General features: G+C 68.5%; 26 protein-coding genes and 2 riboswitches. Of the genes, 13 read left to right on the forward strand and 13 right to left on the reverse strand.

The annotated features are described in order from the left end of the window. Positions 1–6 precede the first annotated feature (6 nt). The 9 genes from BM360_RS11000 to BM360_RS11040 all read right to left on the reverse strand — a co-directional run bounded on the left by BM360_RS11000 (position 7) and on the right by BM360_RS11040 (position 9,461). Positions 7–441: a hypothetical protein gene (locus tag BM360_RS11000; protein ID WP_165611281.1), complete on the reverse strand. Its 435-nt coding sequence runs from the start codon at positions 439–441 to the stop codon at positions 7–9. Positions 442–566: 125 nt separating this feature from the next. Continuing rightward, positions 567–1,685: a non-hydrolyzing UDP-N-acetylglucosamine 2-epimerase gene (wecB, locus tag BM360_RS11005; RefSeq protein WP_207544584.1), complete on the reverse strand. Its 1,119-nt coding sequence runs from the start codon at positions 1,683–1,685 to the stop codon at positions 567–569. Between the two features lie 104 nt (positions 1,686–1,789). Further along, entirely contained in the window at positions 1,790–3,043 is a 1,254-nt protein-coding gene (locus BM360_RS11010) for a nucleotide sugar dehydrogenase (RefSeq protein ID WP_093314592.1), read from the reverse strand. A 218-nt stretch (positions 3,044–3,261) separates the two neighbouring features. Further along, entirely contained in the window at positions 3,262–4,830 is a 1,569-nt protein-coding gene (gene gcvPB / locus BM360_RS11015; RefSeq protein ID WP_093314594.1) for an aminomethyl-transferring glycine dehydrogenase subunit GcvPB, read from the reverse strand. Then, positions 4,827–6,194 carry an aminomethyl-transferring glycine dehydrogenase subunit GcvPA gene (gene gcvPA / locus BM360_RS11020; RefSeq protein ID WP_093314596.1) on the reverse strand — a complete coding sequence of 456 codons (1,368 nt, stop codon included), beginning with the start codon at positions 6,192–6,194 and terminating at the stop codon, positions 4,827–4,829. Before gcvPA ends, gcvPB begins: the two co-directional genes overlap by 4 nt. Next, complete coding sequence (locus BM360_RS11025) at positions 6,195–6,959, reverse strand: class I SAM-dependent methyltransferase (RefSeq protein WP_093314598.1); 765 nt, start codon at positions 6,957–6,959, stop codon at positions 6,195–6,197. Positions 6,960–6,993: 34 nt separating this feature from the next. Continuing rightward, positions 6,994–7,365, reverse strand: coding sequence for a glycine cleavage system protein GcvH (gcvH, locus tag BM360_RS11030; protein ID WP_093314600.1), 372 nt, complete (start codon positions 7,363–7,365; stop codon positions 6,994–6,996). 1 nt (position 7,366) lies between these two features. Next, positions 7,367–8,491 (reverse strand): glycine cleavage system aminomethyltransferase GcvT, encoded by a 1,125-nt coding sequence (gene gcvT / locus BM360_RS11035; protein WP_093314602.1) that lies wholly within the window; start codon positions 8,489–8,491, stop codon positions 7,367–7,369. A 61-nt stretch (positions 8,492–8,552) separates the two neighbouring features. Next, a riboswitch (glycine riboswitch) is annotated at positions 8,553–8,667 on the reverse strand. An 11-nt stretch (positions 8,668–8,678) separates the two neighbouring features. After that, positions 8,679–8,769: riboswitch (glycine riboswitch) on the reverse strand. A 65-nt stretch (positions 8,770–8,834) separates the two neighbouring features. Beyond that, a complete protein-coding gene (locus tag BM360_RS11040; protein WP_093314604.1) occupies positions 8,835–9,461 on the reverse strand; it encodes a hypothetical protein in 627 nt (208 codons plus the stop codon). An 85-nt stretch (positions 9,462–9,546) separates the two neighbouring features. On the opposite strand from BM360_RS11040, the gene ispH reads away from it, so the two are divergent. From ispH to BM360_RS11070, 6 genes are all read left to right on the forward strand, one after another. Then, complete coding sequence (ispH, locus tag BM360_RS11045) at positions 9,547–10,521, forward strand: 4-hydroxy-3-methylbut-2-enyl diphosphate reductase (RefSeq protein ID WP_093314606.1); 975 nt, start codon at positions 9,547–9,549, stop codon at positions 10,519–10,521. Between the two features lie 10 nt (positions 10,522–10,531). Next, the gene (gene thrB / locus BM360_RS11050; RefSeq protein ID WP_093314608.1) at positions 10,532–11,488 is read left to right on the forward strand and encodes a homoserine kinase; all 957 of its coding nucleotides are present in this window, start codon (positions 10,532–10,534) and stop codon (positions 11,486–11,488) included. Continuing rightward, positions 11,485–11,946, forward strand: a complete 462-nt coding sequence (rnhA, locus tag BM360_RS11055; RefSeq protein WP_093314610.1) for a ribonuclease HI — start codon at positions 11,485–11,487, stop codon at positions 11,944–11,946. The genes thrB and rnhA overlap by 4 nt, the downstream gene beginning before the upstream one ends. Before the next feature lie 60 nt (positions 11,947–12,006). Then, positions 12,007–13,473, forward strand: a complete 1,467-nt coding sequence (locus tag BM360_RS11060) for a S41 family peptidase (RefSeq protein ID WP_093314612.1) — start codon at positions 12,007–12,009, stop codon at positions 13,471–13,473. A 65-nt stretch (positions 13,474–13,538) separates the two neighbouring features. After that, positions 13,539–15,722 carry a PAS domain S-box protein gene (locus tag BM360_RS11065; RefSeq protein ID WP_093314614.1) on the forward strand — a complete coding sequence of 728 codons (2,184 nt, stop codon included), beginning with the start codon at positions 13,539–13,541 and terminating at the stop codon, positions 15,720–15,722. After that, on the forward strand, positions 15,722–16,078 hold the full coding sequence (locus tag BM360_RS11070; RefSeq protein WP_093314616.1) for a response regulator: 357 nt from the start codon (positions 15,722–15,724) through the stop codon (positions 16,076–16,078). Before BM360_RS11065 ends, BM360_RS11070 begins: the two co-directional genes overlap by 1 nt. Before the next feature lie 91 nt (positions 16,079–16,169). Here the strand turns inward: BM360_RS11070 and BM360_RS11075 are convergent, their stop codons facing one another. Continuing rightward, positions 16,170–17,024, reverse strand: coding sequence for an outer membrane protein (locus tag BM360_RS11075; protein ID WP_093314618.1), 855 nt, complete (start codon positions 17,022–17,024; stop codon positions 16,170–16,172). A gap of 156 nt (positions 17,025–17,180) precedes the next feature. Next, positions 17,181–17,618 (reverse strand): hypothetical protein, encoded by a 438-nt coding sequence (locus BM360_RS11080; protein WP_093314620.1) that lies wholly within the window; start codon positions 17,616–17,618, stop codon positions 17,181–17,183. A 98-nt stretch (positions 17,619–17,716) separates the two neighbouring features. Here BM360_RS11080 and rpiB point away from each other — a divergent pair, with 98 nt between their 5' ends. The 5 genes from rpiB to BM360_RS11100 all read left to right on the forward strand — a co-directional run bounded on the left by rpiB (position 17,717) and on the right by BM360_RS11100 (position 20,883). Then, on the forward strand, positions 17,717–18,172 hold the full coding sequence (gene rpiB, locus BM360_RS11085; protein WP_093314622.1) for a ribose 5-phosphate isomerase B: 456 nt from the start codon (positions 17,717–17,719) through the stop codon (positions 18,170–18,172). Continuing rightward, entirely contained in the window at positions 18,169–19,482 is a 1,314-nt protein-coding gene (glyA, locus tag BM360_RS11090; protein WP_093314624.1) for a serine hydroxymethyltransferase, read from the forward strand. Before rpiB ends, glyA begins: the two co-directional genes overlap by 4 nt. 3 nt (positions 19,483–19,485) lie before the next feature. Next, a complete protein-coding gene (locus tag BM360_RS19575; protein ID WP_165611282.1) occupies positions 19,486–19,638 on the forward strand; it encodes a hypothetical protein in 153 nt (50 codons plus the stop codon). After that, complete coding sequence (gene nrdR, locus BM360_RS11095) at positions 19,638–20,090, forward strand: transcriptional regulator NrdR (protein WP_093314626.1); 453 nt, start codon at positions 19,638–19,640, stop codon at positions 20,088–20,090. The genes BM360_RS19575 and nrdR overlap by 1 nt, the downstream gene beginning before the upstream one ends. 79 nt (positions 20,091–20,169) lie before the next feature. Continuing rightward, positions 20,170–20,883: an RNA methyltransferase gene (locus tag BM360_RS11100; RefSeq protein ID WP_093314628.1), complete on the forward strand. Its 714-nt coding sequence runs from the start codon at positions 20,170–20,172 to the stop codon at positions 20,881–20,883. Positions 20,884–20,890: 7 nt separating this feature from the next. Here the strand turns inward: BM360_RS11100 and BM360_RS11105 are convergent, their stop codons facing one another. Continuing rightward, positions 20,891–21,199, reverse strand: a complete 309-nt coding sequence (locus BM360_RS11105; RefSeq protein ID WP_093314630.1) for a chorismate mutase — start codon at positions 21,197–21,199, stop codon at positions 20,891–20,893. 113 nt (positions 21,200–21,312) lie between these two features. Here BM360_RS11105 and BM360_RS11110 point away from each other — a divergent pair, with 113 nt between their 5' ends. Together BM360_RS11110 and rpsD are read left to right on the forward strand one after the other, a co-directional pair. After that, the gene (locus BM360_RS11110; RefSeq protein ID WP_093314632.1) at positions 21,313–21,543 is read left to right on the forward strand and encodes a hypothetical protein; all 231 of its coding nucleotides are present in this window, start codon (positions 21,313–21,315) and stop codon (positions 21,541–21,543) included. Between the two features lie 164 nt (positions 21,544–21,707). Beyond that, the gene (rpsD, locus tag BM360_RS11115; protein ID WP_093315994.1) at positions 21,708–22,322 is read left to right on the forward strand and encodes a 30S ribosomal protein S4; all 615 of its coding nucleotides are present in this window, start codon (positions 21,708–21,710) and stop codon (positions 22,320–22,322) included. Positions 22,323–22,437: 115 nt separating this feature from the next. On the opposite strand, the gene BM360_RS11120 is transcribed toward rpsD, so the two are convergent. Next, positions 22,438–24,420 (reverse strand): alpha/beta hydrolase family protein, encoded by a 1,983-nt coding sequence (locus BM360_RS11120; protein ID WP_165611283.1) that lies wholly within the window; start codon positions 24,418–24,420, stop codon positions 22,438–22,440. Positions 24,421–24,503: the final 83 nt, after the last annotated feature.

Here is a 24,503-nt window from a genome sequence, read left to right on the forward strand (position 1 = left end):
CGGCGGTTACGGATCGTCCCCCGTCATCCGCTCCGCCATCTCCTCGAAGCGTGCCGCCAGCCGGGCGCGGATCGCATCCCCCGGCTCTGCCGCCGCCACGACGGGCGGCACCGCCGCCCGCTGGTGCTGCGCCAGCAGCTGCCCCGCCAGCCGCGCGTCGAACTCGCGCACCCGCGCCACTTCCTTGCCGCCGTGAAAGACGGGCTTCTCCACGCCGTCGATGGCGCGCTCCAGCATCATCATCTCCAGCCGGACATAGCCTTCGTGCAGCGCGATCGCCCAAGCCTCGCGAAAGGCGGGCGATTTCATCCGCAGGCGATAAACGCTCGTGTCGCTCACCCCCACCGTGCGGCAGGCCTTGGCCACGTTGCATCCGGCCGCCAGCGCTTCCAGGAAGCGCGCCTGCCGGTCCAGCGTCCACCGCGCCGCCGGCTTCTTCACCGTCGCCATCCTATTTCCCCCGGACGTGCCGAGGGGCCGAAACACCCCCCGGTGCCCGGCCCCTCGACGCATTTCTTCAGCGTTCCTGTTATGTGCCACAACAGCGTGGCGCTGTCAAACTCTTTTTACCGATCCGGTTCACGAAGAAGCCGCTCGACGATCCGCTCGCTGGCATGGCCATCACCGAACGGGTTCGGCGCCGCCGCCATTGCCGCATAGGCCGCCTCGTCTCTCAGCAGCCGTGCCGCCTCCGCCGCGATCCGTGCCGCATCGGTGCCGACCAGCACGCCGCACCCCGCCTCCAGCACTTCGGGCCGCTCGGTCGTGTCCCGCAGGATCAGGATCGGCTTGTCGAAACTCGGCGCCTCCTCCTGCAGCCCGCCGGAGTCGGACAGCACCAGCGTCGCCCGTCCGATCAGCCCCATCAGCTCGACGTAACCGAGCGGGTCGATCAGGTGGATGCGCGGATGGTCGGCCAGCGCGTGCGCGACGGTCTCCCGCACCACCGGGTTCGGATGCACCGGATAGACGACATGCACGTCCGCATGCGCGTCCACCACCGCCCGCACGCCCGCGCAGATGTTGGACAGCCCTCCGCCGAACGCCTCACGCCGGTGGCTGGTCAGCAGGATCAGCCGCGCCTCCGCCGGCACGCCCAGCCGCTCCGCCACTTCGCTCCGCCCGGCCAGTTGCGCACGCATCAGCCGCACTGCGTCCACCACCGTATTGCCGGTGACGAGCACGTGTCCCTCGGCAATGCCCTCCGCCAGCAAATTCGCCCGCGCCCGCTCGGTCGGCGGAAAATGCAGGTCGGCCGCCGGCGCGATCACGCGGCGATGCACCTCCTCGGGGAAGGGCGCCTGCTTGTTGAACGATCGCAGGCCCGCCTCGACGTGGGAGACGCGAAGCCCGCGGTAATGGCCGACGATCGCCGCCGCCATGGCGCTGGTCGTATCGCCCTGCACGATCACGTCGCTATAGGCCTCGTCGGCGAACAGCACGTCCAGCGCCGCCACCAGCCGCCCGAACAGCTGGCCGAGCGATTGCCCCGCCACCATCGTGTCGAGCGTCCGGTCCGCGCTCACGCCGAACGTCGCCAGCGCCTCGCCCGCCATGTCGCGATGCTGCCCCGTGGCAACGACATGCGCCTCCGCCTTGCCGCGGAACGCCAGCGCCACGGGTGCCAGCTTGATCGCCTCCGGCCGGGTGCCGACGATGATCGCGATCTTGCGTTGCGCAGCCACAGAAATCCCCGTTCGCCCTGAGCCTGTCGAAGCGCCGTTCTTCTTCTCGCGTCGCTGAAGAAGGACAGGGCTTCGACAGGCTCAGCCCGAACGGCTTTGGATCGTTACCTCGGATCGAGGTCCAGCACCGGTGGCAGGTCGCCACCCGCGGCAGCGATGTCGTCGTCGATCCGGGCATGATGCACCAGGATGATGACGAGGTCGGCGCCCTTCGCCACCTCGGCCAGGCTGGCATAGCCCATGCCCGGCACCAGCGGATCATATTGCTCGACGGTGATGCCCGTCGCCTGCAACAGCCGCACCACGTCGCGCGCCGGGGCTTCCCGCACATCGTCGCACTCGCGCTTGTAGGCCGCACCCAACGCCACCACGCGCGCGCCGCGCTTGCCGTTCAGCGCCGTCCTGACGCGCGTCGCCGCACGCTTCGGCATCTCGTCATTCACCACCCGCGCCGCCCGCAGCAGCCGCGTCTCCGCCGGCGCCACATCGACCAGGAACCAGGGGTCGACCGGGATGCAGTGCCCGCCCACGCCGATGCCGGGCGACAGGATGTTCACGCGCGGATGGCGATTGGCCAGCGCGATCACCTCGGAGGCGTCCACGCCCACCTTCTCGCAGATCAGCGCACATTCGTTGGCCAGGGCGATGCCCACGTCGCGCGAGGCATTCTCCATGATCTTCGCCGTCTCCGCCGCGGTGGCGGAGGTCGGGATCAGCGCGCCCTTGACGAACGTCGCATACAGGTCGGTCGCGGCCTGCGTGCTGGCGTCGTCGATGCCGCCGATCAGGCGATCATTGTGCACGATCTCATGCTCGATCGCGCCGGGCAGGATGCGCTCGGGGCAATGCGCCAGCAGGATGTCCTCGGGCACCTTCAGCCCCGTCTCCCGCTCGATCAGCTCCTTCACCAGCCCGCTGGTGGTCAGCGGCGGGATCGTGCTCTCGATGACGACGAGGTTGCCGCGCGTCAGCACCGGGCAGATCGATCGCACCGCTGCCTCGACCGCGCCGAGATCCGGGCGCTTGGTCAGGTAATCCACCGGCGTCGGCACCGCGACGATGAAGGCGTCGCCGGCCACCGGCGTCGCCGATCCGACGAGATGGTCGCGCACCGCCGGATCGCTCAGCATCCGGTCGAGCTCGCCGCCCGTCACATGATGGCGGCCGTTATTGATGCCCTCCACGATCGACGGGTCGATATCGACCCCCGTCACGCTCAGCCCCGCCTTGGCCCACATCACCGCCGCAGGCAGGCCGACATAGCCGACGCCCACCACGACGATGTGCGGCAGCACGTCACGCACCGGCACGCGTGCGGCATCCACCGCCGCCGAGCTCCACTGAAAATGAACGGTCATCGGCACCGCGCCCCGGTAATTGGTTCGCCTCCGATTGCCAGCCAAGCCTGTAGGAATCGTTACCGCGCGGTTCAGGAGATCGCGGCTCACACTTCCTTACGTTCACTCTCCCGTCTCCGCTTCCACTCGAACAGAGCTTGTCGAAGCACACTTCTGTTCCATCGCTGGATGAAGCGCGCCTCGACAGGACCTGACAGAGCGTGGTCGAACGGAACCGTTTACTCCGCCGCGGCCGCCGTCACCAGCTCGCGATAGGTCAGCACGGGCTTGCGCGCCGCCGCCGTCTCGTCCAGCCGCCGCCGCGGCGCATGCACCGGCGCCGCCTTCAGCGCGGCATCGCCCGCCTTGGCGCGTTCCGCCACGTGCCGCAGCGCGCCGATGAACTGGTCCAGCGCCGCCTTGCCCTCGGTCTCGGTCGGCTCGATCAGCATCGCGCCGTGGACGACCAGCGGGAAGTACATCGTCATCGGATGGAAGCCCTCGTCGATCAGCCCCTTGGCCACGTCCAGCGTGGTGAAACCCTCGGGGAAGCCCTCGTCCGAGAACAAGGCCTCGTGCATGCACGGACCGCTGGCGGCGAACGGCGCATCCAGCACGTCCTCCAGCTGACGGAGCACATAGTTCGCGTTCAGCACCGCATCCTCGGACACCTGCCGCAAGCCATCCGCGCCGTGGCTGAGCATGTAGGCGGCCGCCCGCGTGAACATGCCCATCTGCCCGTGAAAGGCGACCATGCGGCCGAACGTGTCGGCATGATGCTCGCCCGCCGTCTCCTCCTCGACGAGGTGGAAGCTGCCATCCTCACGCTTCTCGACGAAGGGCAGTGGCGCAAACGGCGCCAGCGCATCGGAGAACACCACCGGCCCGGCACCCGGCCCGCCGCCGCCATGCGGGGTCGAGAAGGTCTTGTGCAGGTTGATGTGCATCGCATCGATGCCGAGGTCACCCGGCCGCACGCGGCCGACGATGGCGTTGAAGTTCGCGCCGTCGCAATAGACGAGCCCGCCCGCCGCATGCACCGCCTCGCCTATGGCAATCATGTCGCGCTCGAACAGGCCGCAGGTGTTCGGGTTGGTGATCATCACGCCCGCCACGTCCGGCCCCAGCCGCGCCTTCAGCGCCTCCAGGTTGACGCGGCCATCTTTCGTCGCCGGAATGTCCTCGACGCGGTAGCCGCAGAAGGCCGCCGTCGCCGGGTTCGTCCCGTGCGCGCTCTCCGGCACCAGGATCACCTCGCGCGCGTCGCCGCGTGCTTCCAACGCCGCACGGATCGCCAGCAGGCCGCACAGCTCACCATGCGCGCCCGCCTTGGGGCTCATCGCCACCGCCGGCATGCCGGTCAGCTTGCACAGCCACTCGCCGACAAGGTTGATGACCGCATAGGCGCCCTGCACCGTCTCCTGCGGCTGCAGCGGATGCACGTCGGCAAAGCCCGGCAGCCGCGCCATCCGCTCGTTCAGCCGCGGATTATGCTTCATCGTGCAGCTGCCCAGCGGGAATAGGCCGAGGTCGATCGCATAATTCTGCCGGCTGAGCCGGGTATAGTGCCGCACCGTTTCCGGCTCGGACAGGCCCGGCAGACCGATCGGCGCCTCGCGCGTCAGTCCACCCAGCCGCGACGCCGCCTCGGGCACCTCGGCGAAATCGACGCCTGTCTTGCCGATCGATCCGATCTCGAACAGCAACGGCTCTTCCAGCATCAGCGCGCGATTGCCGGTGAACGTCTCTGCCGTGGGCGCGCCGCCCTGGCTCATCTCGGGCTTCCACCCGCTCGAATTGATGCTCATGCCAGCGCCTCCTCAAGCGCGTCCGCAAGTTCCTCGACATCGTCCGTCGAGGTCGTCTCCGTCACCGCGACGACCAGCCCGTTGGCGAGGTCCGCCGCCCTTGGATAGAGCCGCCCGAGCGACACGCCGCCAAGGATCCCGTCCTCCGCCAGCGCATGCACCACCGGCCGCGCTTCCTTGGGCAGGCGCAGCGTGAATTCGTTGAAGAAGGCACCGTTGACCAGCTCGACGCCCGGCACCTTGGCCAGCCGCTCCGCCGCCGCGACGGCACCGGCATGGTTGATCGCCGCCAGCTTCCTCAGCCCCGTCTCGCCCAGCAGCGTCAGGTGGATCGAGAAGGCCAGCGCGCAGAGGCCGCTGTTGGTGCAGATATTGCTCGTCGCCTTCTCGCGCCGGATATGCTGCTCGCGCGTGGAGAGCGTCAGCACGAAGCCGCGCTTGCCGTCCGCATCCACCGTCTCGCCCGCCAGGCGGCCCGGCATCTGGCGGACATATTTGTCGCGCGTCGCGAACAGGCCCACATAGGGCCCGCCGAAATTGAGCCCGACGCCCAGCGACTGCCCCTCGCCGACGACGATGTCCGCCCCCATCTCGCCCGGCGAGCGGACGAGGCCGAGGCTGACCGGCTCGGTCACGACGACGATCAGCAGCGCACCCGCCTTGTGGCACGCCTCCGCCAGTTCGGAGAGGTCGGCGACATGGCCGAGGATGTTCGGATTCTGCACGACGACGCAGGACGTGTCCTTGTCGATCGCACCCAGCAGCCGCGCCATGTCGTCACCGGGACGCCCGTCGGTCAGCTCGGGCATGGCGATGTCGAGCGCATCGCCCGTGAACTTCGCCATCGTGCGGCAGACGCTCACATAATGCGGGTGCAGCCCGGCGGAGAGCACCGCCTTGCCGCGCCGCGTGATCCGCCGCGCCATGCCGATCGCCTCCCAGCAGGCAGTCGATCCGTCATACATCGACGCATTGGCGACATCGCAGCCATAGAGCCGCGCCACCTGCGTCTGGAACTCGAACAGCGCCTGCACCGTGCCCTGCGCGATCTCGGGCTGGTAGGGCGTGTAGCTGGTCAGGAACTCGCCGCGCTGGATCAGGTGATCGACGCTGGCGGGCACATGATGGCGATAGGCGCCGCAGCCGAGGAAGAACGGCCCCTCGCCCGCGACGAGGTTCTGCGAGGCGAGCCGGCCGAGCTGCCGCTCCACCGACAGTTCGGAGGCATGGTTCGGCAGGCCTTCGATCGGGCCGGACAGCCGCGCCGCTTCGGGCACGTCACAGAACAGCTCGTCGATCGAGCCCGCGCCCACCGCGGCGAGCATCGCCTGCCGGTCGTCGGGGGTGAGGGGAAGATAGCGCATCTAGCCGGGTTTCCTCATCGTAAAGCGCAACCGCACATAATCCGCGACCCACGCGCCGTCGGGCTGGCGCAGCACCGGCACCAGCCGTTCCTCGACCGCGCGGGCAACCGCCTCCTGCTCCGCCGCAGGCACCCCGGCCGCATCGAGGAAGCCGGAGCGGAAGGTCCGCAGCCAGCCAGTGACACCGGTCGGCAGCGGCGTCGGCCGCTGGATCAGCTGCGCCTCGATGCCGTCGAAGCCGGCCGCCTCGTAGACGGCGGTGAAATCCGCGACGCTCGGATACCATTGCGGGTCGGCCGACGGCACCGGATAGCCACGCGCGACCAGCTCCTCGCGCAGACCGGCGCGAAGCCGGGCGATGTTGCCGTCGCCCCCCATCTCCCCGACGAAGCGGCCACCGGGCTTCAGCGCGCGAGACACGCCCGCCGCCACCGCCGCGGGATCGAGCATCCAGTGCAGGGCAGCGTTGGAGAAGACGGCATCGAACTCCGCATCGAACGCCAGCCGCTCGCCGTCGATCACGCGCGCGTCCAGCCCACGGCCGACCGCCGCCTCGACCATCGCCAGCGACGCATCGACGCCCACCACGGCGGCGCCCGCCTCGGCGATCTGCCGGGTCAGCACCCCGTCGCCGCAGCCGAGATCCAGCACCCGCTCACCCGCCTTCGGATCGAGCAGCGCCAGCACCGGCGCGCCCAGCGCCGGCACGAAGCCGGCATTGGCGGCATAATCCGCCGGGTCCCACAGCGATGAGGCGTTCGTCATGTCATGCTCCCGTTCGGGGACGCGAACGCGGCGATCAGAGCCCCGCCACAAAGTCCTTGTAGGCGGCGGCATCCATCAGGCCGTCGACCTGCGTCGGATCGCTCAGCGTCAGCTTGAAGAACCAGCCCTCGCCTTCGGGCGCGGTGTTGACAAGGCTCGGATCCCCCTCCAGCGCGCCGTTCGGCTCGGTCACCTCACCGGAGACGGGCGCATAGACGTCGGATGCCGCCTTCACGCTCTCGACGACGGCGGCTTCCTTGCCTTTCTCCACCTGCGTGCCGGCGGGCGGCACCTCGACGAACACGACATCGCCCAGCTGCGCCTGCGCATAATCGGTGATGCCGACGGTGGCGGTGTCACCCTCCACCGCGATCCACTCATGCTCCTTGGTGAAGTAGGTCGGCATCTCAAACTCCCTTGCGAACATAGCGATGGGGGACGAACGGCATGGCGGTGACAGTCGCCTGGAACGGCTTGCCGCGCTGTTCCAGCCTCACCTCGGCGTAGAGATCGCCTTGCGCAGGCGGCAGATAGGCCATCGCGATGTTGCGCCCGAGCGTCGGCGAAAAGCCGCCCGATGTGACCCGGCCAATCTCGCGCCCCGCCTTGTCCACCACGCGCGCGCCCTCGCGCACCGGCTGGCGCCCGTCCACCATCAAGCCGACGCGCTTCAGCGGCGCGCCGTCCGCCCGCTCCGCCATGATCCGCGCATGGCCGGGGAAGCCGCCCTCCTCGCGCCGCCGCTTCGACAAAGCGAAGCCGAGGTCCGCCATGACCGGCGTCGTCGCGGGATCGAGATCGTGCCCGTAGAGCGGCAGGCCCGCCTCCAGCCGCAGCGAATCGCGGGCACCAAGGCCGATCGGCTTGACCTCGGGCTGTGCCGTCAGGAGCTCAGCCACCCGCTCCGCCGCATCCGCGGGGATCGAGATCTCGAACCCGTCCTCGCCCGTATAGCCCGAGCGGCTGATCCACGCTTCGACGCCGTCGATGGTGAAGGCGCCCGCCGTCATGAACACAAGGCTCTCGACGCCCGGCACCAGCCGTGCCAGCGCGTCCACCGCCTTCGGCCCCTGCAGCGCCAGCAATGCCTTGTCGTCCATGTGGTTGAGCGTCACGCTCTCGGGCAGATGCTCGTGGATGTGGGCGATGTCGTCCCACTTGGTCGCGCCGTTGACGACGACGTAATAATCCTCGCCCCGGTTGGTCGCCATCAGATCGTCGAGGATGCCGCCATCCTCGCCGAGCAGCAGCGAATAGCGCATTCGGCCCGGCGCCAGCCCGGCCATGTCGCCCGGCAGCAGCGCCTCAAGCGCCTGCGCCACGCCCTCCCCGCTCAACGAAAGCTGGCCCATGTGGCTGACGTCGAACAGCCCTGCGGACGAACGCGTCCAAAGATGCTCGGCCATCACGCCCTCATATTGCACCGGCATGTGATATCCGGCGAACGGCACCATGCGGCCGCCGCGGGCGCGATGCCACGCATCCAGCGGCAGCGGCTCCAGTTCGATCGGCGCGTCGTCCTGCTCGCTCACTCGAAGGTCTCCCGTGTCGGTCCACAGCGACGCGGCCGGGGCACCCGCCCCGTTCGCATCCGCTGCCCCCTCTGTCACGGAACCTGAGAGCTTTCCCCCGGGGGCTTGACCCCGGGATTACCCCTTCGGTGGGGCAGTGCCATGACAGGCGCTGCCCGCTTTCCAGAGCGTCGCTGCGCCCGCGCGGTCCACACCCCTTGTCTGGGGCACCTGAGAGATTCCGGGGCGGTTGCTCCTTCGGTAGGGAGGCTGACCTCCCCTTCTCCCGCGCGTCCGCCTCCCGGCAGGACCGGGAGCGACGACGGCAGGCTTGGCCCGGCGCGGACCTTGAGTCAATCGCGGATCAGCGCGTCGCATTATAGGCGAGCTGATCCTGCGTCAGCTGGAAGCCGACCAGCAGCTCGAACGACGCCTTCTGAACCGCCGCACGCACCGCCGGATCGGTCATCGGATCGACCGCCGCATCCTCGTCGCCGGCCTTGCGCTTGCGGCTCAGCGTCGCCTGCACGTCGGCAGGCAGCGTGGCGGCCGCCAGGCTGACCGTCGCGCTCGCCTGACCGGGCGCCGAGGCGCGCAGCTGTCCGTCGGCGAAGCGCACCGCGATGCGGCCGACCTGCTTGGAGACGATCTGCGTGCCGCCGCGCATCACCGTCGCGAAATACGGGAGCACCACCTCACGCGCCGGGCCTGCCGCCGCGCGCCTTGCCTGCACCTCGAAGGTGGCGGTGACCGTCATCGGGTCGGTCGCGCTGTTGCACGTGTTGCGCAGGTTGGTGATCGTGGCGACCACGTCGATCGCCCGTGCCTCGCGGCTCTGCGGCGGATCGAAGCTCGTCACGTCGCCGGTGAAGGCGGGGATCGCCACCGCCGGGCAGGCGGAGCGGGTCAGGCGGATGCCCCCCGTCTCGTCGAAATCGCCATTGCGTGCGCAGCCGCCGAGCAGCGCCGCCGCCGCGGCCAACAGGATCATCGAACGCACGGGCACTCCCTCCGGACCATGCCCCTCTCTAGGAACCGCCTTCCGGTCAGGCAAGCAATCGCGTAAGCGCGGCTCCATGCCGGACGCCGCCGCCCCCAAGCCACCGTTGACCCTGCTCGTCGCCGCCCCGCGCGGTTTCTGTGCCGGGGTCGACCGCGCCATCCAGATCGTCGAGCTGGCGATCCAGAAGCATGGCGCGCCGGTCTATGTCCGGCATGAGATCGTTCACAACAAATATGTCGTGGATACGCTGCGTGCGCAGGGCGCCGTGTTCGTCGAGGAGCTGGATCAGGTGCCCGACGGCGCGCCGGTGGTCTTCTCCGCGCACGGCGTGCCCAAGTCGGTGCCGGCCGATGCCGAGTCGCGCGGGCTCGACTATCTCGACGCCACCTGCCCGCTCGTCTCCAAGGTCCACCGCCAGGCCGAACGGCTGGTCGAGGCCGGGCGGCACATCCTGTTCATCGGCCACCGCGGCCATCCGGAGGTGATCGGCACGTTCGGCCAGGTGCCCGAGGGCGCGATGACCCTGGTCGAGGATGTGGCGCAGGCCGAGGCGCTGATGCCCGCCGATCCGACTTCGCTCGCCTTCCTGACGCAGACCACCCTGTCGGTGGACGACACCGCCGCCATCGTCGCCACGCTGCAGCGCCGTTTCCCGGCGATCCAGGCGCCCCGCGGCGAGGACATCTGCTACGCCACGTCCAACCGGCAGGCGGCGGTGAAGGCGATCGCGGCCGAATGCCAGGCCATGCTGGTGATCGGCGCGCCCAATTCGTCCAACTCGCTGCGGCTGGTCGAGGTGGCGGAGCGCGAGGGCGTGCCGGCCCGCCTCATCCAGCGGGCCGACGAGATCGATTTCGCCTGGCTTGCCGGGATCGATGCGGGCGGCCTGCACACGCTCGGCATCACCGCCGGCGCTTCCGCACCCGAGGTGCTGGTGCGCGAGGTGGTGGATCGCCTCGCCACCCGCTTCACCATCGAGGAGCGCCAGCAGGACGGCGTGGTCGAGCGGATGATCTTCAAGCTGCCTCGCGCGCTCGTCGCCGCCTGATCGCCTGACTATGGCCGTCTACACCCATGTCTCGGCCGAGGCGCTCGGCCAACTGCTCGCGCGCTACGATGTCGGCGATCTCGTCTCGTCCAAGGGCATTGCCGAGGGGGTGGAGAATTCCAACTACCTCGTCGACACGGATCGCGCCCGCTTCATCCTGACGCTCTATGAAAAGCGCGTCGATGCGGGCGATCTGCCCTTCTTCCTTGCCCTGCTCGATCACCTCGCCGATCGCCGCCTGCCCGTGCCACGGGCTCTGCGCGCGCGGGATGGCACGCAGGTGCAGCAGGTGGCGGGCCGCCCGGCCTGCCTGATCGAATATCTGCCGGGCGTCTCGCTCAGCCATCCGACGCCGGCACAGGCGCGCTCGGCCGGCCTGGCGCTCGGCCAGATGCACAAGGCGGTCGCCGATTTCGCTCCCACCCGCCCCAACACGCTGGGCGCGGACAGCTGGGCGCCGCTGTTCACCCGCTGCGGCCGCGATCTCGACGCGATCGACCCCGCGCTGCACGACATGCTGGCCGAAGGGCTCGACGCCACGCTGCCCGCTTGGCCCACGGATGGCGACCGATGCACCATCCACGCCGATCTGTTCCCCGACAATGTCCTGATGCTTGGCGACGCGGTGGCGGGCGTGATCGACTTCTACTTTGCCTGCACCGATCTCCGGCTCTACGACCTTGCCGTCACGCATACGAGCTGGAGCTTCGATGCCACCGGCACCACCTGCGACCTCGCCGTGGGGTCCGCGCTGCTCGAGGGCTATGCCGCCAGCTACGGCCTGTCCCCGGCGGAGCGCCAGCTGTTGCCGATCCTGTGCATGGGCGCCTGCCTCCGCTTCGCGCTCACCCGCGCGTGGGATTGGCTGAACACGCCGGCCAATGCGCTGGTCACGCGCAAGGATCCGCTCGCCTACACCCGCCGCCTCGCTTTCTATCGCGCCGCCGGCGCCGCTCCCTTCGCATGAGTGCGGAAGCCGCGGAGCTGCCGCTGGTCGAGATCGCGACCGACGGCGCGTGCAAGGGCAATCCCGGGCCCGGCGGCTGGGGCGCGGTGCTGCGCTCCGGCGGCAAGGAACGCGAACTGTCCGGCGGCGAGGCGAACACCACCAACAATCGCATGGAGCTGATGGCCGCCATCCAGGGGCTTGAGGCATTGAAGAAGCCGTGCCGGGTCAAGCTGATGACGGACAGCCGCTACGTCATGGATGGGCTGACCAAGTGGATCCATGGCTGGCGCAAGAACGGCTGGAAGACGGCCGACAAGAAGCCGGTCAAGAATGCGGAGTTGTGGCAGGCGCTCCTCGCCGCCTCGGCCCCGCACCGGATCGAGTGGCAATGGGTCAAGGGCCATGCCGGCCATCCGGATAATGAGCGGGCGGATCGGCTCGCCAGCGCCGCCGCGGACGCCGCGCGCCGCGGCTGATCCGCCGCCGGCACGTTTTTCCGCTTGCCCCCAGTGGCTTCGTTGCCGAGGATCGCTGCCATGAAGCTGTATTCGGTTCGGCGTGCCGCCATCGGCGCGCTCTCGGGAAGTGCGCTGCTGCTGTCCGGCTGCGGTGGTGGTGGCGGCGGTGGTGGCACCTCGCTGAACGGAGGCCCTACGCCCACCCCGCCGGTCAGCACCGCCTGTTCGCTGACCGAACGGCAGAATTGGGCCGCGGCGCAGATCCGCGAATGGTATCTGTTCCCCGAAACGCTGCCGGCCTCGCTCGCTCCTGCGGGCTATGCCACGGTCGACGACTATATCGACGCGCTCACCGCCACCGCCCGAGCGCAGCGGCGGGATCGCTACTTCACCTACCTCACCTCGATCCGCGAGGAAGAGGCCTTCTTCAATTCGGGCTCCAGCGCCGGCTTCGGCCTGCGCTTCGTCACCGACAGCGCCGCCCGCCGCCTGTTCGTCAGCGAAGCGTTCGAGGGTGCACCCGGCCTCGCCGCCGGTATCGATCGCGGCACCGAGATCCTCGCCATCGGGACAACGCAGGCGAATCTGCGCTCGGTGTCGGACATCATCGCCGCGCAAGGTACGGGCGGGATCAGCGACGCACTCGGCCCCTCCACCGTCGGCACCACGCGCGTCCTTCGCGTCGCCGGCACGGGCGGCTCACGCGATGTCAGCCTGACCAAGGCGGATTTCACGCTCACCCCCGTATCCAGCCGCTATGGATACCGCATCATCGACGATGGCGGGCGGCGCGTCGGCTATCTCAACCTGCGCACCTTCATCTCCACCGCCGATCCGGCGCTGCGCACCGCCTTCCAGGCGTTCAAGGATGCCGGCGTCACCCAGCTGGTGATCGACCTGCGCTACAATGGCGGCGGGCTGGTCGACACGGCCGAGTTGCTGGCTGACCTGATCGGCGGCGGCCGCTCCAGCGCGGACGTGCTCGACTACACCGCCTACCGGCCGGAGAAATCCTCGCAGAACGAGACGCGGTTCTTCTCGCCCCAGCCGCAATCCGTCGCGACGACGCGGGTGGCGTTCATCGGCACCGGCGGCACCGCGTCCGCCAGCGAGCTCGTCGCCAACACCTTCATCCCCTATCTGCGCAGCGCCGCGGCGCTGGTCGGCAGCAACACGTTCGGCAAGCCGGTGGGCCAGATCGCGCTCGATCGCAGCAGCTGCGACGATCGCCTGCGCGTCGTCGCCTTCGCCACGCAGAACAGCGCGCGCCAGGGCGATTATTTCGAAGGGCTCGCCACCCGCATGGAGGCGACCTGCGCCGCCGACGACGACATCACCCGTCCGCTCGGCGATCCGCAGGAGGCTTCGCTGGCCCGCGCGCTGGATTTCCTCGCCGGCCGCGGCTGCACGCGGATCGGCACCGCGCAGAGTGCGCGGACCGCCGCCGGCACCGAGGCGGCGATCACCGCGGGTCCGGCGCCGCGCATGCTGTTGACGCCCGATCGTCCCACAACGGTGCAGCGCGAAGTGCCGGGATCCTTCTGAGCCATGATCAAGCGTCTCTTTCCGGACGCGGCCTAATCTGCCAACACTAGGCCGAGGTCGCGTTCATGGAGCCTGTTCTGTCCCCTGCCCCGCCGGCCCCCGCGGCTCAGCCGCCGGCGGCACGCGTGCGTGCGTGGGAGGGGCTGTCCGATTTCGCGCAGATCGCGGATTTCGCACCCGTCGCGATGTGGGTCACCGGCCCCGCACGCACCCGCCTCTACGTCAATCAATTCTATGCCGATTTCGTCGGCCTTCGCCGGGAGGAGGCGCTCGCCTTCGACTGGCGGATGCTGATCCACCCCGACGATCGTGCCCGCCTCCAGGCCGAATCCGAGGCGGGTGAAGCCAGGCTGGAACGCTTCGTGCTGGAAGGGCGCTTCTGCCGCGGCGATGGCGCGTGGCGCTGGCTGCAATCCACCTCCCAGCCGATCTGGGACGTGACGGGCACTCATATCGGCTTCATCGGCGTCGCCCACGACGTGACCGAAGCACGCGAGGCCGCACAGGCCATCGCGGACAAGGAAGCGCAGCTCTCCGCCTTCATCGGCCAGACCACCGCCGGCTTCGCGCAGGTCGATCTCACTGGGCGGTTCACGCTTGTCAACGATCGCTTCTGCGCCATTGCGGGTCGCAGTCGTGAGGACCTGCTCGGCCTGACGATGCAGGCGATCACGCACCCGCAGGATCTTGCGGGCAATGTCGAGAAATTCGAACGGGCAGTGCGCGATGGCACGTCCTACACGCATGAGAAGCGCTTCGTCCGCCCGGACGGCACCACGGTCTGGGTGAACAATTCCGTCGCGGTGATCCGCCGCGCCGATGGCACGCCCTATGGCGTGCTCGCCGCCTGCCTCGACGTGAGTGAGCGGCGCGCCGCCGATTCAGCGCTCCGCCGCAGCGAGGAACGGCTGCGCCTCGCCACGGAGGGCGCGGGCATGGCGACGTGGGAGATCGATCTCGCCACGTTCGATGGTCCGTGGTCGGATAATCGCTTCGACCTGCTGGGCCTGCCGCGCGACCCGAACGGCCGCGGCACGCTGGCGGACTGGCTGGCGGTGATCCATCCCGATGATGCCGCCTGGGTCGCCGCCGCCATGCGCCGCTGCTTCAAGGAAGGTACGCCGGTCGAGCTGGAATATCGCATCCTCCGCGCAGACGATGGCAGCGAACGCTGGCTGCACAGCCATGGCCGCCGGGTGGAGCGCAGCGATGGCCGCGCTCCGCGCTTTGTCGGCGTCTCCTTCGATGTCACCCGCCGCCGTGCCATCGAGGATGAGGTGCGCCGCAGTGAGTGGCAGTTCCGCACCATCTTCGAACAGGCGAACGACTTCATCTTCACGACCGGCCTCGACAAGGTCGTCACCTCCTGCAACCCCGCCGTCTGTGCCGCGCTCGGCTACACCGAGGAGGAGGCAGTCGGCCGCCCCTTTTCCGATTTCCTTGCTGACGGCGACGTGGGTCAGGCGGACGAGATGCTGCGCCGCAAGCTGAAGGATGGCGGCACCACGCGCCACACGATCCGGGTCCGCACATCGAGCGGTGAGGTCCGGCTGTGGGAAGTAAGCTCCCGCCTCAACACCGGCCCGGATGGCCAGCCTGTGGGCCTGCACGCCATCGCCCGCGACGTCACCGATGCGCAGCGCGCGCAGGAGATGCAGCAGCTGCTGATCAACGAACTCAATCACCGCGTGAAGAACACGCTGGCAATCGTTCAGGGCATTGCCGTGCAGACGTTCAAGAGCGACGATCCCGCCGCTGCCCGCGCCGCCTTCGCCGATCGCCTGCGGGCGCTGTCCGATGCGCACAATCTGCTCACCCGCGAAGTCTGGGGCGCGACCACCATCGACGCGGTGGCCGCGGAGGCGCTGGCCGCACACGATCCCGACCGCAGCCGCATTACGATCGACGGCCCCGAAGTGCGGATCGCCCCGAAGACCGCCATCTCGCTTGCCCTCGCCTTGCACGAACTGGCGACCAACGCATTGAAGCATGGTGCCCTCGGGACGCCTGCCGGCACCGTCCGGCTGGCGTGGCAGATCACGTCCGACGCCGCCGATACCGCTCCTCGCCTCCAGCTCAGCTGGATCGAGCGCGGCGGCCCGCCCGTGGCCCTGCCCGATCGGCGCGGCTTCGGCAGCCGCCTGATCGAGCGCGCGCTCGCCGCCGAACTGGGCGGCAGCGTGACGCTCACCTTTGCACCTGCCGGCGTCGAATGCCGCATCGACGCGCCGCTGCCGGAGCCCGCCTGATGAGCGTCTCGCTCGCAGGTCTGCGCGTGCTGGTAGTGGAGGATGAGCCGATCGTCGCCATGACGCTCGAGGATCTGCTCGCCGATCTCGGCTGCGAGGTCGAGGTGGCTGGGACGCTCGAACAGGGGTTGGCGGCGGCAGCGGCCTGTGCACTCGATGCGGCTGTGCTCGACGTCAATCTCAACGGGCGGGAGAGTTTTCCGATCGCGGAGGCGCTCGACGCGCGCCGCATCCCGCATCTCTTCGCCACCGGCTATGGCGCCGCGGCGCTACGTGACCGGAACGCGCTGGTGCTCGAAAAACCCTATCGTGCTGCCGACATCCGCGCCGCACTGGAAACCTTGCTCGGTCCCTGACCGCCTGCACACGAAAACGCCGGCACCCTATAGGGCACCGGCGCCTTGCAACTGAACCTACCGGCGCCATGCGGCGCCGGCAGTCGAAGGATCAGAAGCGGAAAGCTGCGACCGCCTTCACGCTGTGCCAACGGAAGTTATCGTCGGCGCGGGCGAACGTGGTTCCCGCCGTGTTCGGGGCCAGCACAAAGGGGTTGGTCGCAGCCGCGGTGCCGCGCGTCGCGAGCACGCGGTAACCGTCGTCCTTATAGTCGTGATAGCCATATTCGACGCCGAGCGAGATGTTCTGCGTGATCTTCTGCTCGATGCCGCCGCCGACGACGAAGCCCCATTCCTTGCTGTTGCCGTTGTCGGTGAAGGCGTTGGCGGTGTTGGTCGTGAAGAAGCGGTTCTTGATCTGGGCATAGCCCGCGCCGCCCGTCGCGTAGAACAGCGTCGTGTTCGCAGCATAGCCTGCACGCAGACGCGCCGACGCTTCCCAACCGATGCGACGCTCCATCGTGTAGCTGGCGGGGGTCGTCGAGTAAGCGGTAACGTAATCCTTCAGCGTGGCCTTGCCGAACTCACCCACGACGCCGACGACGAACGGGCCCATTTGACGGTCGAAGCCGACACGCGCCGAATAGTCGAACCCATCCTTGTCGCGGGCGCAACCTGCGCCGAACGTCGCGCCGAGCGCACGACCGCCGCAATAGGCCTGGCCGGTGCTGTTGTTGAAGGCGTCGCCGCCGGTCGCGGTAAACACCGGATCACCGAACGTGCCGTCGCCATTGCGGTCGAACTTGATCGCGGACGGGCCGTCGTTCGACTGAGCGATCTTGCCGATCGTGCCCGCGACATAGAGCCCGCTGAACGGCTCGACGCCGGCATCCTGCGCGAAGGCGGGCGCTGCAACGGTCGTAGCAAGCAGGGCGGCAGCGCTCAGGCGCAGGAAAGAGATACGCATCGACACAGTTCCTCGTTAGATTGGGTTCCCGCCCCTAACACGTCGTTACGCTGTCCGATCCATGATCACGGAGAACGAACTGCGTGTGTTGCATCGCGGCAACAGCGTTCCTCACCCGTTCACGACGCGGCAACGCTTCGTCACTCAACACAGCGCTCAATCGCGACAGAAGCCCTCGCCCGGCTTCACCACTAGACAGTGCTTCTTGCCCTCAAGCCACTTCAGCCCGGTCGCCGCGCCCTCACCTGCGCGCAGCGTTTCGGCCACGCCGTTCCGCTCGAAGCGGATGGTGCCATCTTCCGCTACGCCGGTCACCGCGTCGCCCTTGCTGTCGAGATCGCCCTTGATCGTCAGGCGATAGCGGCCACGCTCGCCACCTTGGGCGATGTCGACGAACAAGCCTTCGGGCCCGGTCCAGCGGCCGATCCACGCATCCGTCGGCAGCGGCTGCGCGGTGCCATCGGCTGGCGCGCGCCCGCCGGCTGAGCCGCGGCTCGTCATCGTCGTCGCCGCCGGATCCGTCTGGCTCGGCGTCGGGGCCGGTCCCGAACACGCAGCCAGGACCAGCAGCGGCAGCATCGCGTTCGGTCGCATCCTCGTCTCCTCACTATCGACGGCAAACGCCGGTGGCGTTCGCCCGGGCTCGCCCCTAGATAGCGCGCATCCCGACTCAGCCTAGATCGCCGCGCCTCATGACACGCATCGCCATCGCTTCCGATCACGCCGCCTTCGATCTGAAGCAGCGGCTCGCCGAAACGCTTCGCGGGTGGGGGCACGACGTGCTCGACCTCGGCCCCGCCGATGATTCACGCGTCGACTATCCGGATTTCGGCTACCGCCTGGCCGAGGCGATCGCCGACGGGCGGGCGGAACGCGGCGTTGTTGTCTGCGGCTCGGGTATCGGCATCTCGATCGCGGTCAATCGCCACCCCGCCTGTCGCTGCGCGCTCGTCTCCGATCCTTATGCGGCCGCGCTCGCACGCGAGCATAACGACGCGAACGTCATTGCCATGGGTGCGCGGCTGATCGGGCCGGACATGGCCGAGGCGTGCCTCCAGTCTTTCCTCGCTGGCGAGTTCGCCGGCGGCCGCCATCAGGGCCGGGTCGACAAGCTCGGCGCGCCCGCATTCGCAAAGGAGCCCGCATGAGCAGCAACCCGCAATCCGTCTCCGAGGTGCAGCCCGACGGCTTCTTCACGCGCGGCCTGGCGGATGCCGATCCCGCGGTGTTCGGCGGTGTCCGGCACGAACTGGCGCGCGAGCAGAAGCAGATCGAACTGATCGCGTCGGAGAACATCGTCTCCAAGGCGGTGCTGGAGGCGCAAGGCTCGGTCTTCACCAACAAATATGCCGAAGGCTATCCCGGCAAGCGCTACTATCAGGGCTGCGCGCCGTCCGACGAGGTCGAGCAGCTCGCCATTGATCGTGCCAAGCAGCTGTTCGGCTGCGGCTTCGCCAACGTTCAGCCGCATTCGGGCGCGCAGGCGAACGGCGCCGTGATGCTCGCGCTGACCAAGCCCGGCGACACGATCATGGGCCTCAGCCTCGATGCCGGCGGCCATCTCACCCACGGTGCCAAGGCGGCGATGAGCGGCAAGTGGTTCAACGCCGTCCAGTATGGCGTCACCCGTGACACCCACCTGATCGACTATGACGAGGTCGAACGGCTGGCGATCGAGACGAAGCCGAAGCTGCTCATCACCGGTGGCTCGGCCTATCCGCGCCACATCGATTTCGCCCGCTTCCGCGCCATCGCGGACAAGGTCGGTGCGCTGTTCATGGTCGACATGGCGCACTTCGCCGGCCTGGTTGCGGGCGGCGTTCATCCGACGCCGTTCGGCCATGCGCATGTCGTCACCACGACGACGCACAAGACACTGCGTGGCCCGCGCGGCGGCATGGTGATGACGGATGACGAGGCGATCGCGAAGAAGATCAACTCGGCCGTCTTCCCCGGCCTGCAGGGCGGTCCGCTGATGCACGTCATCGCGGCGAAGGCGGTCGCGTTCGGCGAGGCGCTCCAGCCCGAGTTCAAGGCCTATGCCGCCGCGGTGATCGAGAATGCCAAGGCGCTCGCCGCCCGGCTGAAGGAGCGTGGCGCCGAGATCGTCTCGGGCGGCACTGACACGCATCTCGCACTGGTCGACCTCACCCCGCTCGGCGTCACCGGCCGCGACGCGGACGAGGCGCTGGAGCGTGCGGGCATCACCTGCAACAAGAACGGCATCCCCTTCGATCCGCTGCCCCCGGTCAAGACCAGCGGCATCCGCGTCGGCTCGCCCGCGGGCACCACGCGGGGCTTCGGCCCCGCCGAGTTCCGCGACATCGCCGACATGATCGCCGACGTGCTCGACGGCCTGCGCGAAAAGGGCGAGCATGGCGATGCGCAGGTCGAAGCCGCCGTCCGCACCCGCGTCGAGGCGCTGTGCGATCGCTTCCCCATCTATCCGGAGCTCTGAGCCATGGCTGACCAGGATCCCAAACTCGGCAACAAGATGGCCAAGGCCGCCGCGATCGGCGCGGTGGTCGCCATCCCCGTGCCCTTTGTCGGCCCGATCATCGGGGCCGCCGTCGGCGCGGCCTGGGCTTACGGGAAGTACAAGAAGAAGGTCTGATGCGCTGCCCGTTCTGTGCGCATGAGGACAGCCAGGTGAAGGATAGCCGTCCTTCCGAGGACGGCGCCTCCATCCGCCGCCGCCGCCAGTGCGAAGGCTGCGGCGCGCGCTTCACCACGTTCGAGCGCGTCCAGCTGCGCGAATTGACCGTCCTCAAGAAGGATGGCGAGCGCCAGCCGTTCGAGCGCGCCAAGCTGGAGCGCGCAATCAGCATCGCCTGCCGCAAGCGCGGGATCGAACCGGCAAAGATCGAACGGCTGGTCACGGGCATCCAGCGCCAGCTGGAGACGAGCGGCGAGAATGAGGTGCCGGCTGCCCGCGTAGGGGAACTCGCGATGGATGCGCTCCAGGCGCTCGATCCCGTCGCCTATATCCGCTTCGCCAGCGTCTACCGCGACTTCGCCGAAGCGCGCGACTTCGAGGATTTCGCGCGGAGCGTTGTAGGGGAATAACCCCCATCGGGCCGGCGCTTGCCGCGCTGGATGTTGCCGCCCGTCCGTTCAGTCCGAGCCTGCCGAGACCCTCACCCCCATGCACGCACCCGCCATCGTCCTCGTCCGCCCTCAGCTTGGCGAGAATATCGGCAAGGCTGCCCGCGCCATGCTGAACTTCGGGCTCACCGATCTCCGCCTCGTCAGTCCGCGCGACGGCTGGCCCAATCCGTCCGCCGGCCCGGCCGCATCGGGTGCAGACATCGTGCTGGAGCGCGCCCGCGTCTTCCCCGATGTGGCGTCCGCCGTCGCCGATTGCGCGCATGTCTACGCCACCACCGTACGCAAGCGCGGCGTCACCAAGCCCGTCCTCACCCCCGAGCAGGCGGCGGGCGAGATCCGCGTGCAGGCGGGTGCGAGCGCGATCCTGTTCGGCGCCGAGCGGTCCGGGTTGGAGACAGACGACGTCGCCATCGCGCGCGCGATCATCACCGTGCCGATCAATCCGGAGTTCGGCAGCCTAAACCTCGCCCAGGCGGTGATCCTGTGCGCCTATGAATGGTCGAAGGGCGTCGCCCTGGTCCAACCGACTGACACCGAGCTCGATCCTCCCGCCCCGCAGGCCGAGCTGGACGGCATGATCGACCAGCTGAACGATCTGCTCGAGGGCGCCGGCTATTATTACCCGCCCGATCGCATCCCCGCGACCAAACGGACACTTCGCACCCTGCTGACGAAGCCCGCCTGGACCTCGCAGGAGGTGCGGACGCTCCGCGGCGTTCTCTCGACGCTCGGCCGCCCGCGGGCGCGCTGAGCCGCGTTCAGGCGCGCAACCGCTCCCACTCCACCATCTCATAGGCGATCGACGCCTCGACCAGCGCCTCCCACAGGTCGGCGATCGCATCTGCCGGTGCGCCCAGCCGTGCGGCCTCGTCATGCGCCTGCACGATCACCTGACGCTTGCGCGCCTCGTCGCGCACCGCGCCGCGCTCCGGCTTGATGCGGGCGGCTGCGCGCATATAGCCGAAACGGCGGGCGAGCAGCGCCACCAGCGCCCGGTCCGTCGCATCCACGCCGGCGCGGACCTCCGCCATGGTGGTGCAGTCGTCTGGGGAGAGCGGTTCGGTCATGCCAGCGCCATGCCCCGGCCGAACCGGACCGGCAACGGCCAACCGCTTCACGAGACTTGATTCCGCTCGGTGGAACGCGCTTGGATGCGCGGGATCGTCCAAGGAAATCCGTCATGAGCTTTTTCATCATCCTCGCCGCCGCTCAAGTCGCCAGCAGCCCTACGCCGCCTGTGGCCGCGCAGCCCGCCGCAGAGGAGCGGCAGATCTGCCGCCGCGAAGCGATCACCGGCACGCGTCTGAGCAAACGGACCTGCCGCAGCGTCGGGGAGTGGAAGGCGATTGACGCACAGGCGGGTGCTGGCGCGAGCGGCCTCAACGGCGCGACTTCGCTGCGGCAGAACTGACCCCGGCTTGACTCTGGCGCACGCTTCGGCCAAGCGCCGCGCTTCGCAATTGGCCCTGCACCCCGGTGAAGCGGTGGCCCTGCCTTACCCTCTGGAAGGTGGCGCGGTTCCGGGATCATCCGGCCCTGTCTCGACGGGGCCATACGCAATTGAAGGACGTTTTCATGTCGAAGCGCCATAGCGCCAAGCACAAGCTCGATCGCCGGATGGGCGAGAACATCTGGGGTCGCCCGAAGTCCCCGGTGAACAAGCGTGAATATGGCCCCGGCCAGCACGGTCAGCGCCGCAAGGGCAAGGTGTCCGACTACGGCCTGCAGCTCAAGGCGAAGCAGAAGCTGAAGGGCTATTACGGCGAGATCACCGAGAAGCAGTTCAAGCGCTCCTACACCGACGCCGTGTCGATGAAGGGCGATACCTCGCAGAACCTGATCGGCCTGCTCGAGCGCCGCCTCGACATGGTCGTCTATCGCGCCAAGTTCACGCCGACCATCTGGTCCGCGCGCCAGCTCGTCAGCCACGGTCACGTCCTGGTGAACGGCGAGAAGTGCAACATCGCCTCGCGCCGCATCGCGCCGGGTGACGAGATCACGCTGGGCAGCAAGGCGCAGGAGATGGCGCTGGTGCTCGAGGCGCAGGGTCTGTCGGAGCGCGACATCCCCGATTATCTCGCAACCGACGGTGCCGCCAAGGTGACCTATGTCCGCGTGCCGACGCTGGACGAGGTGCCCTATCCGGTGAAGATGGAGCCGAACCTGGTCGTCGAGTTCTACTCGCGCTGATCCCGCTTCGACCTATGGGTCACGAAAAGGACGTCTCCGGCAACGGGGGCGTCCTTTTCGTTTGAGCATCATCGCGCTGATGGCGTGCCCCGCCAGCGAGGCGCGCCTCATGTCGTCACATGGCGAGCGCCTTGCGCAGGAATGCGTCGCTCCGCCCCAGCAGCGTCTTACGCGCGACGGAATCGTCGAGCTGGTGGTCGAGGCCGGGAAACACGATCAGCTCGCCTGGCTTGCCCGCACCGCGCAGCTTGCCCTCCATCAGCCGCGATTGGCTGATCGGCACGTTCAGATCCTGATCGCCATGGACCAGCAACACCGGCGCGCGCAGCGCCGCCGCCTGCTGTGCGGGTGAACCCTGAACGACATGCGGGCCGCTGCCCACGAAGCTGCTGACCAGGTTGAAATCGCTATACTCGCGCCGCGACTCCTTCAGCGCGGCAAGGTCGGTCACCGGCGCGATCGCCACCACCGCCTTGAACAGCGCCGGGTCGGTCACCGCCGCCTGCAATGCCGCATAGCCGCCATAGGACCAGCCGACGATCGCCAGCTTCGCCGGATCGGCCAGACCGCTCGCCACCAGCCAGCGGCCGCCGTCCAGCACATCGCCGATGGCAATGCGCCACGACTTGAAGCCCTTGTCGCGAAACCACGCGTCGCCATAGCCGGACGAGCCGCGGAAGTTGGGCTGCAGCACGGCGAACCCGCGATGCGCATAATATTGCGCCAGCCAGTCGAAACCCCATTCGTCCCGCGCGCTGGGTCCGCCATGCGGCATGACGATGGCGGGCAGCCCCTTGGCATCCGCCTTGCCCGGCGGCAGCGTGAGATAGGCCGGGATGGTCGTCCCGTCCGCCGCCTTGAAGCCGACCGGCTTCACCGGAGCAGGCGCAATGCCCTCCAGCTCGGGCCGCGTTAGGATTACCTCGTCCAGCTTGCGGCTCTTCTTGTCGTAGATGAAGTAGCGGCCGGGATCGGTGTCGGAGCCGGCCCAGATCAGCAGGCGGCTTTCATCGAGGCTGGCATCCTCGAAATTGATCAGCGGCAGTCCCGGCAGCGCCTTGGACAGCTTGGCCGCAATCCCTTCCAGCTCGGCATCGAAATAGACCGCTTCGCGGCGCTCCGTCGCATAAGAGGCGCCGATCACGCGCTGCGCCCGGCCCAGCCGGATCAGGTCGTCGACATCGACGTCACCACGCGTGACCAGCGGCTCCTGCGCCTTGCTGTCGTCCAGCCGCACCCGCATCAGCGCCATGCGACCATCCTGCTTGGCAAAGCCGTAGACGCAATTGCAGCTGTCATCGACGGCATAAGGGTTGAACCCCTCCTGCGCATCGAAATTCCAGGTGCCGAACGGCTTCCAGTCGCGCGAGCCCTTGGCGCGGTAGAGATAATCGATCAGCGGAGTGGCATAGCCACGATAAGTAGAGGGCTTGTTCATGCCCATCATGCGCACGGTACCACGCCCGTCGCTGAGATACTCGATCGCATTGTCCCTCGGCGATTCCACCGCGTTCGACCGCAGCGTCAGCGTGTCGATACGATCCACGCCATAGCCTCTGCGCCGGTTGACGATGTGAGTACCGGTCTCATTCTCGGGAACGTAGATGCGCCCCATCAGCACCGATCCGTCGCCCCCCGGCAAGTAATCGAGCACCTCGCCGCCGCCGAAGGCGACGCCTAAGGATCGCTCGTTCTGCCGCAGGGACAGCATCTTCACGTCGCCGCCCTCTGCATTCACCGCGATCATACGCGATATGCTGGCCTTCGTGCCGTCGACGTTGGTGATGGCATAGATCCGGCAGACGAGGCGCGCGTCCGTCACCCAGTCGCATCCGGTCAGGCGTTCAGGCCGTCCGCTCGACGACAAAGCCACGCGGGCAATCCTGTCCCCCGCAAGATCCACCGTCACCAATGCCGTTCCCTGGCCCGTCGCCGGAATGATATAGGCGACCTTGCCACCACTGGGTGACAGGCGCACGTGGCTCGCCGACGGGCGCTGGCCGAACGCCTCCGCAAGATCCGTCGGCGGCGCGGCCACCGCCGCAACGCCGGCCAGCGCGGCGCCCGCAAGCGCCACGCCCTTAAACTTACGCAACATCAAAGCCCCCCTTGATCCCCGCACCAGCTTAGCGCCGGTCCTGCGCAGCTCAAGCACATCGGCTTGCGGGCGTGATGGCGGGA

Source organism: Sphingomonas jatrophae, assembly GCF_900113315.1.
GTDB lineage: Bacteria > Pseudomonadota > Alphaproteobacteria > Sphingomonadales > Sphingomonadaceae > Sphingomonas_P > Sphingomonas_P jatrophae.

Excerpts from the sequence above, each read along its gene's own strand:
- BM360_RS11100 (WP_093314628.1), top strand. The coding sequence starts at position 20,170 with ATGCACGCACCCGCCATCGTCCTCGTCCGCCCTCAGCTTGGCGAGAAT.
- BM360_RS11060 (WP_093314612.1), top strand. The coding sequence starts at position 12,007 with ATGAAGCTGTATTCGGTTCGGCGTGCCGCCATCGGCGCGCTCTCGGGA.
- rnhA (WP_093314610.1), top strand. The coding sequence starts at position 11,485 with ATGAGTGCGGAAGCCGCGGAGCTGCCGCTGGTCGAGATCGCGACCGAC.
- BM360_RS19575 (WP_165611282.1), top strand. The coding sequence starts at position 19,486 with ATGGCTGACCAGGATCCCAAACTCGGCAACAAGATGGCCAAGGCCGCC.
- BM360_RS11110 (WP_093314632.1), top strand. The coding sequence starts at position 21,313 with ATGAGCTTTTTCATCATCCTCGCCGCCGCTCAAGTCGCCAGCAGCCCT.
- gcvH (WP_093314600.1), bottom strand. The coding sequence starts at position 7,365 with ATGCCGACCTACTTCACCAAGGAGCATGAGTGGATCGCGGTGGAGGGT.
- glyA (WP_093314624.1), top strand. The coding sequence starts at position 18,169 with ATGAGCAGCAACCCGCAATCCGTCTCCGAGGTGCAGCCCGACGGCTTC.
- BM360_RS11075 (WP_093314618.1), bottom strand. The coding sequence starts at position 17,024 with ATGCGTATCTCTTTCCTGCGCCTGAGCGCTGCCGCCCTGCTTGCTACG.
- BM360_RS11120 (WP_165611283.1), bottom strand. The coding sequence starts at position 24,420 with ATGTTGCGTAAGTTTAAGGGCGTGGCGCTTGCGGGCGCCGCGCTGGCC.
- BM360_RS11080 (WP_093314620.1), bottom strand. The coding sequence starts at position 17,618 with ATGCGACCGAACGCGATGCTGCCGCTGCTGGTCCTGGCTGCGTGTTCG.
- BM360_RS11025 (WP_093314598.1), bottom strand. The coding sequence starts at position 6,959 with ATGACGAACGCCTCATCGCTGTGGGACCCGGCGGATTATGCCGCCAAT.
- gcvPA (WP_093314596.1), bottom strand. The coding sequence starts at position 6,194 with ATGCGCTATCTTCCCCTCACCCCCGACGACCGGCAGGCGATGCTCGCC.
- rpiB (WP_093314622.1), top strand. The coding sequence starts at position 17,717 with ATGACACGCATCGCCATCGCTTCCGATCACGCCGCCTTCGATCTGAAG.
- rpsD (WP_093315994.1), top strand. The coding sequence starts at position 21,708 with ATGTCGAAGCGCCATAGCGCCAAGCACAAGCTCGATCGCCGGATGGGC.
- BM360_RS11070 (WP_093314616.1), top strand. The coding sequence starts at position 15,722 with ATGAGCGTCTCGCTCGCAGGTCTGCGCGTGCTGGTAGTGGAGGATGAG.
- BM360_RS11105 (WP_093314630.1), bottom strand. The coding sequence starts at position 21,199 with ATGACCGAACCGCTCTCCCCAGACGACTGCACCACCATGGCGGAGGTC.
- ispH (WP_093314606.1), top strand. The coding sequence starts at position 9,547 with ATGCCGGACGCCGCCGCCCCCAAGCCACCGTTGACCCTGCTCGTCGCC.
- BM360_RS11065 (WP_093314614.1), top strand. The coding sequence starts at position 13,539 with ATGGAGCCTGTTCTGTCCCCTGCCCCGCCGGCCCCCGCGGCTCAGCCG.
- gcvPB (WP_093314594.1), bottom strand. The coding sequence starts at position 4,830 with ATGAGCATCAATTCGAGCGGGTGGAAGCCCGAGATGAGCCAGGGCGGC.
- BM360_RS11010 (WP_093314592.1), bottom strand. The coding sequence starts at position 3,043 with ATGACCGTTCATTTTCAGTGGAGCTCGGCGGCGGTGGATGCCGCACGC.
- BM360_RS11040 (WP_093314604.1), bottom strand. The coding sequence starts at position 9,461 with ATGATCCTGTTGGCCGCGGCGGCGGCGCTGCTCGGCGGCTGCGCACGC.
- nrdR (WP_093314626.1), top strand. The coding sequence starts at position 19,638 with ATGCGCTGCCCGTTCTGTGCGCATGAGGACAGCCAGGTGAAGGATAGC.
- thrB (WP_093314608.1), top strand. The coding sequence starts at position 10,532 with ATGGCCGTCTACACCCATGTCTCGGCCGAGGCGCTCGGCCAACTGCTC.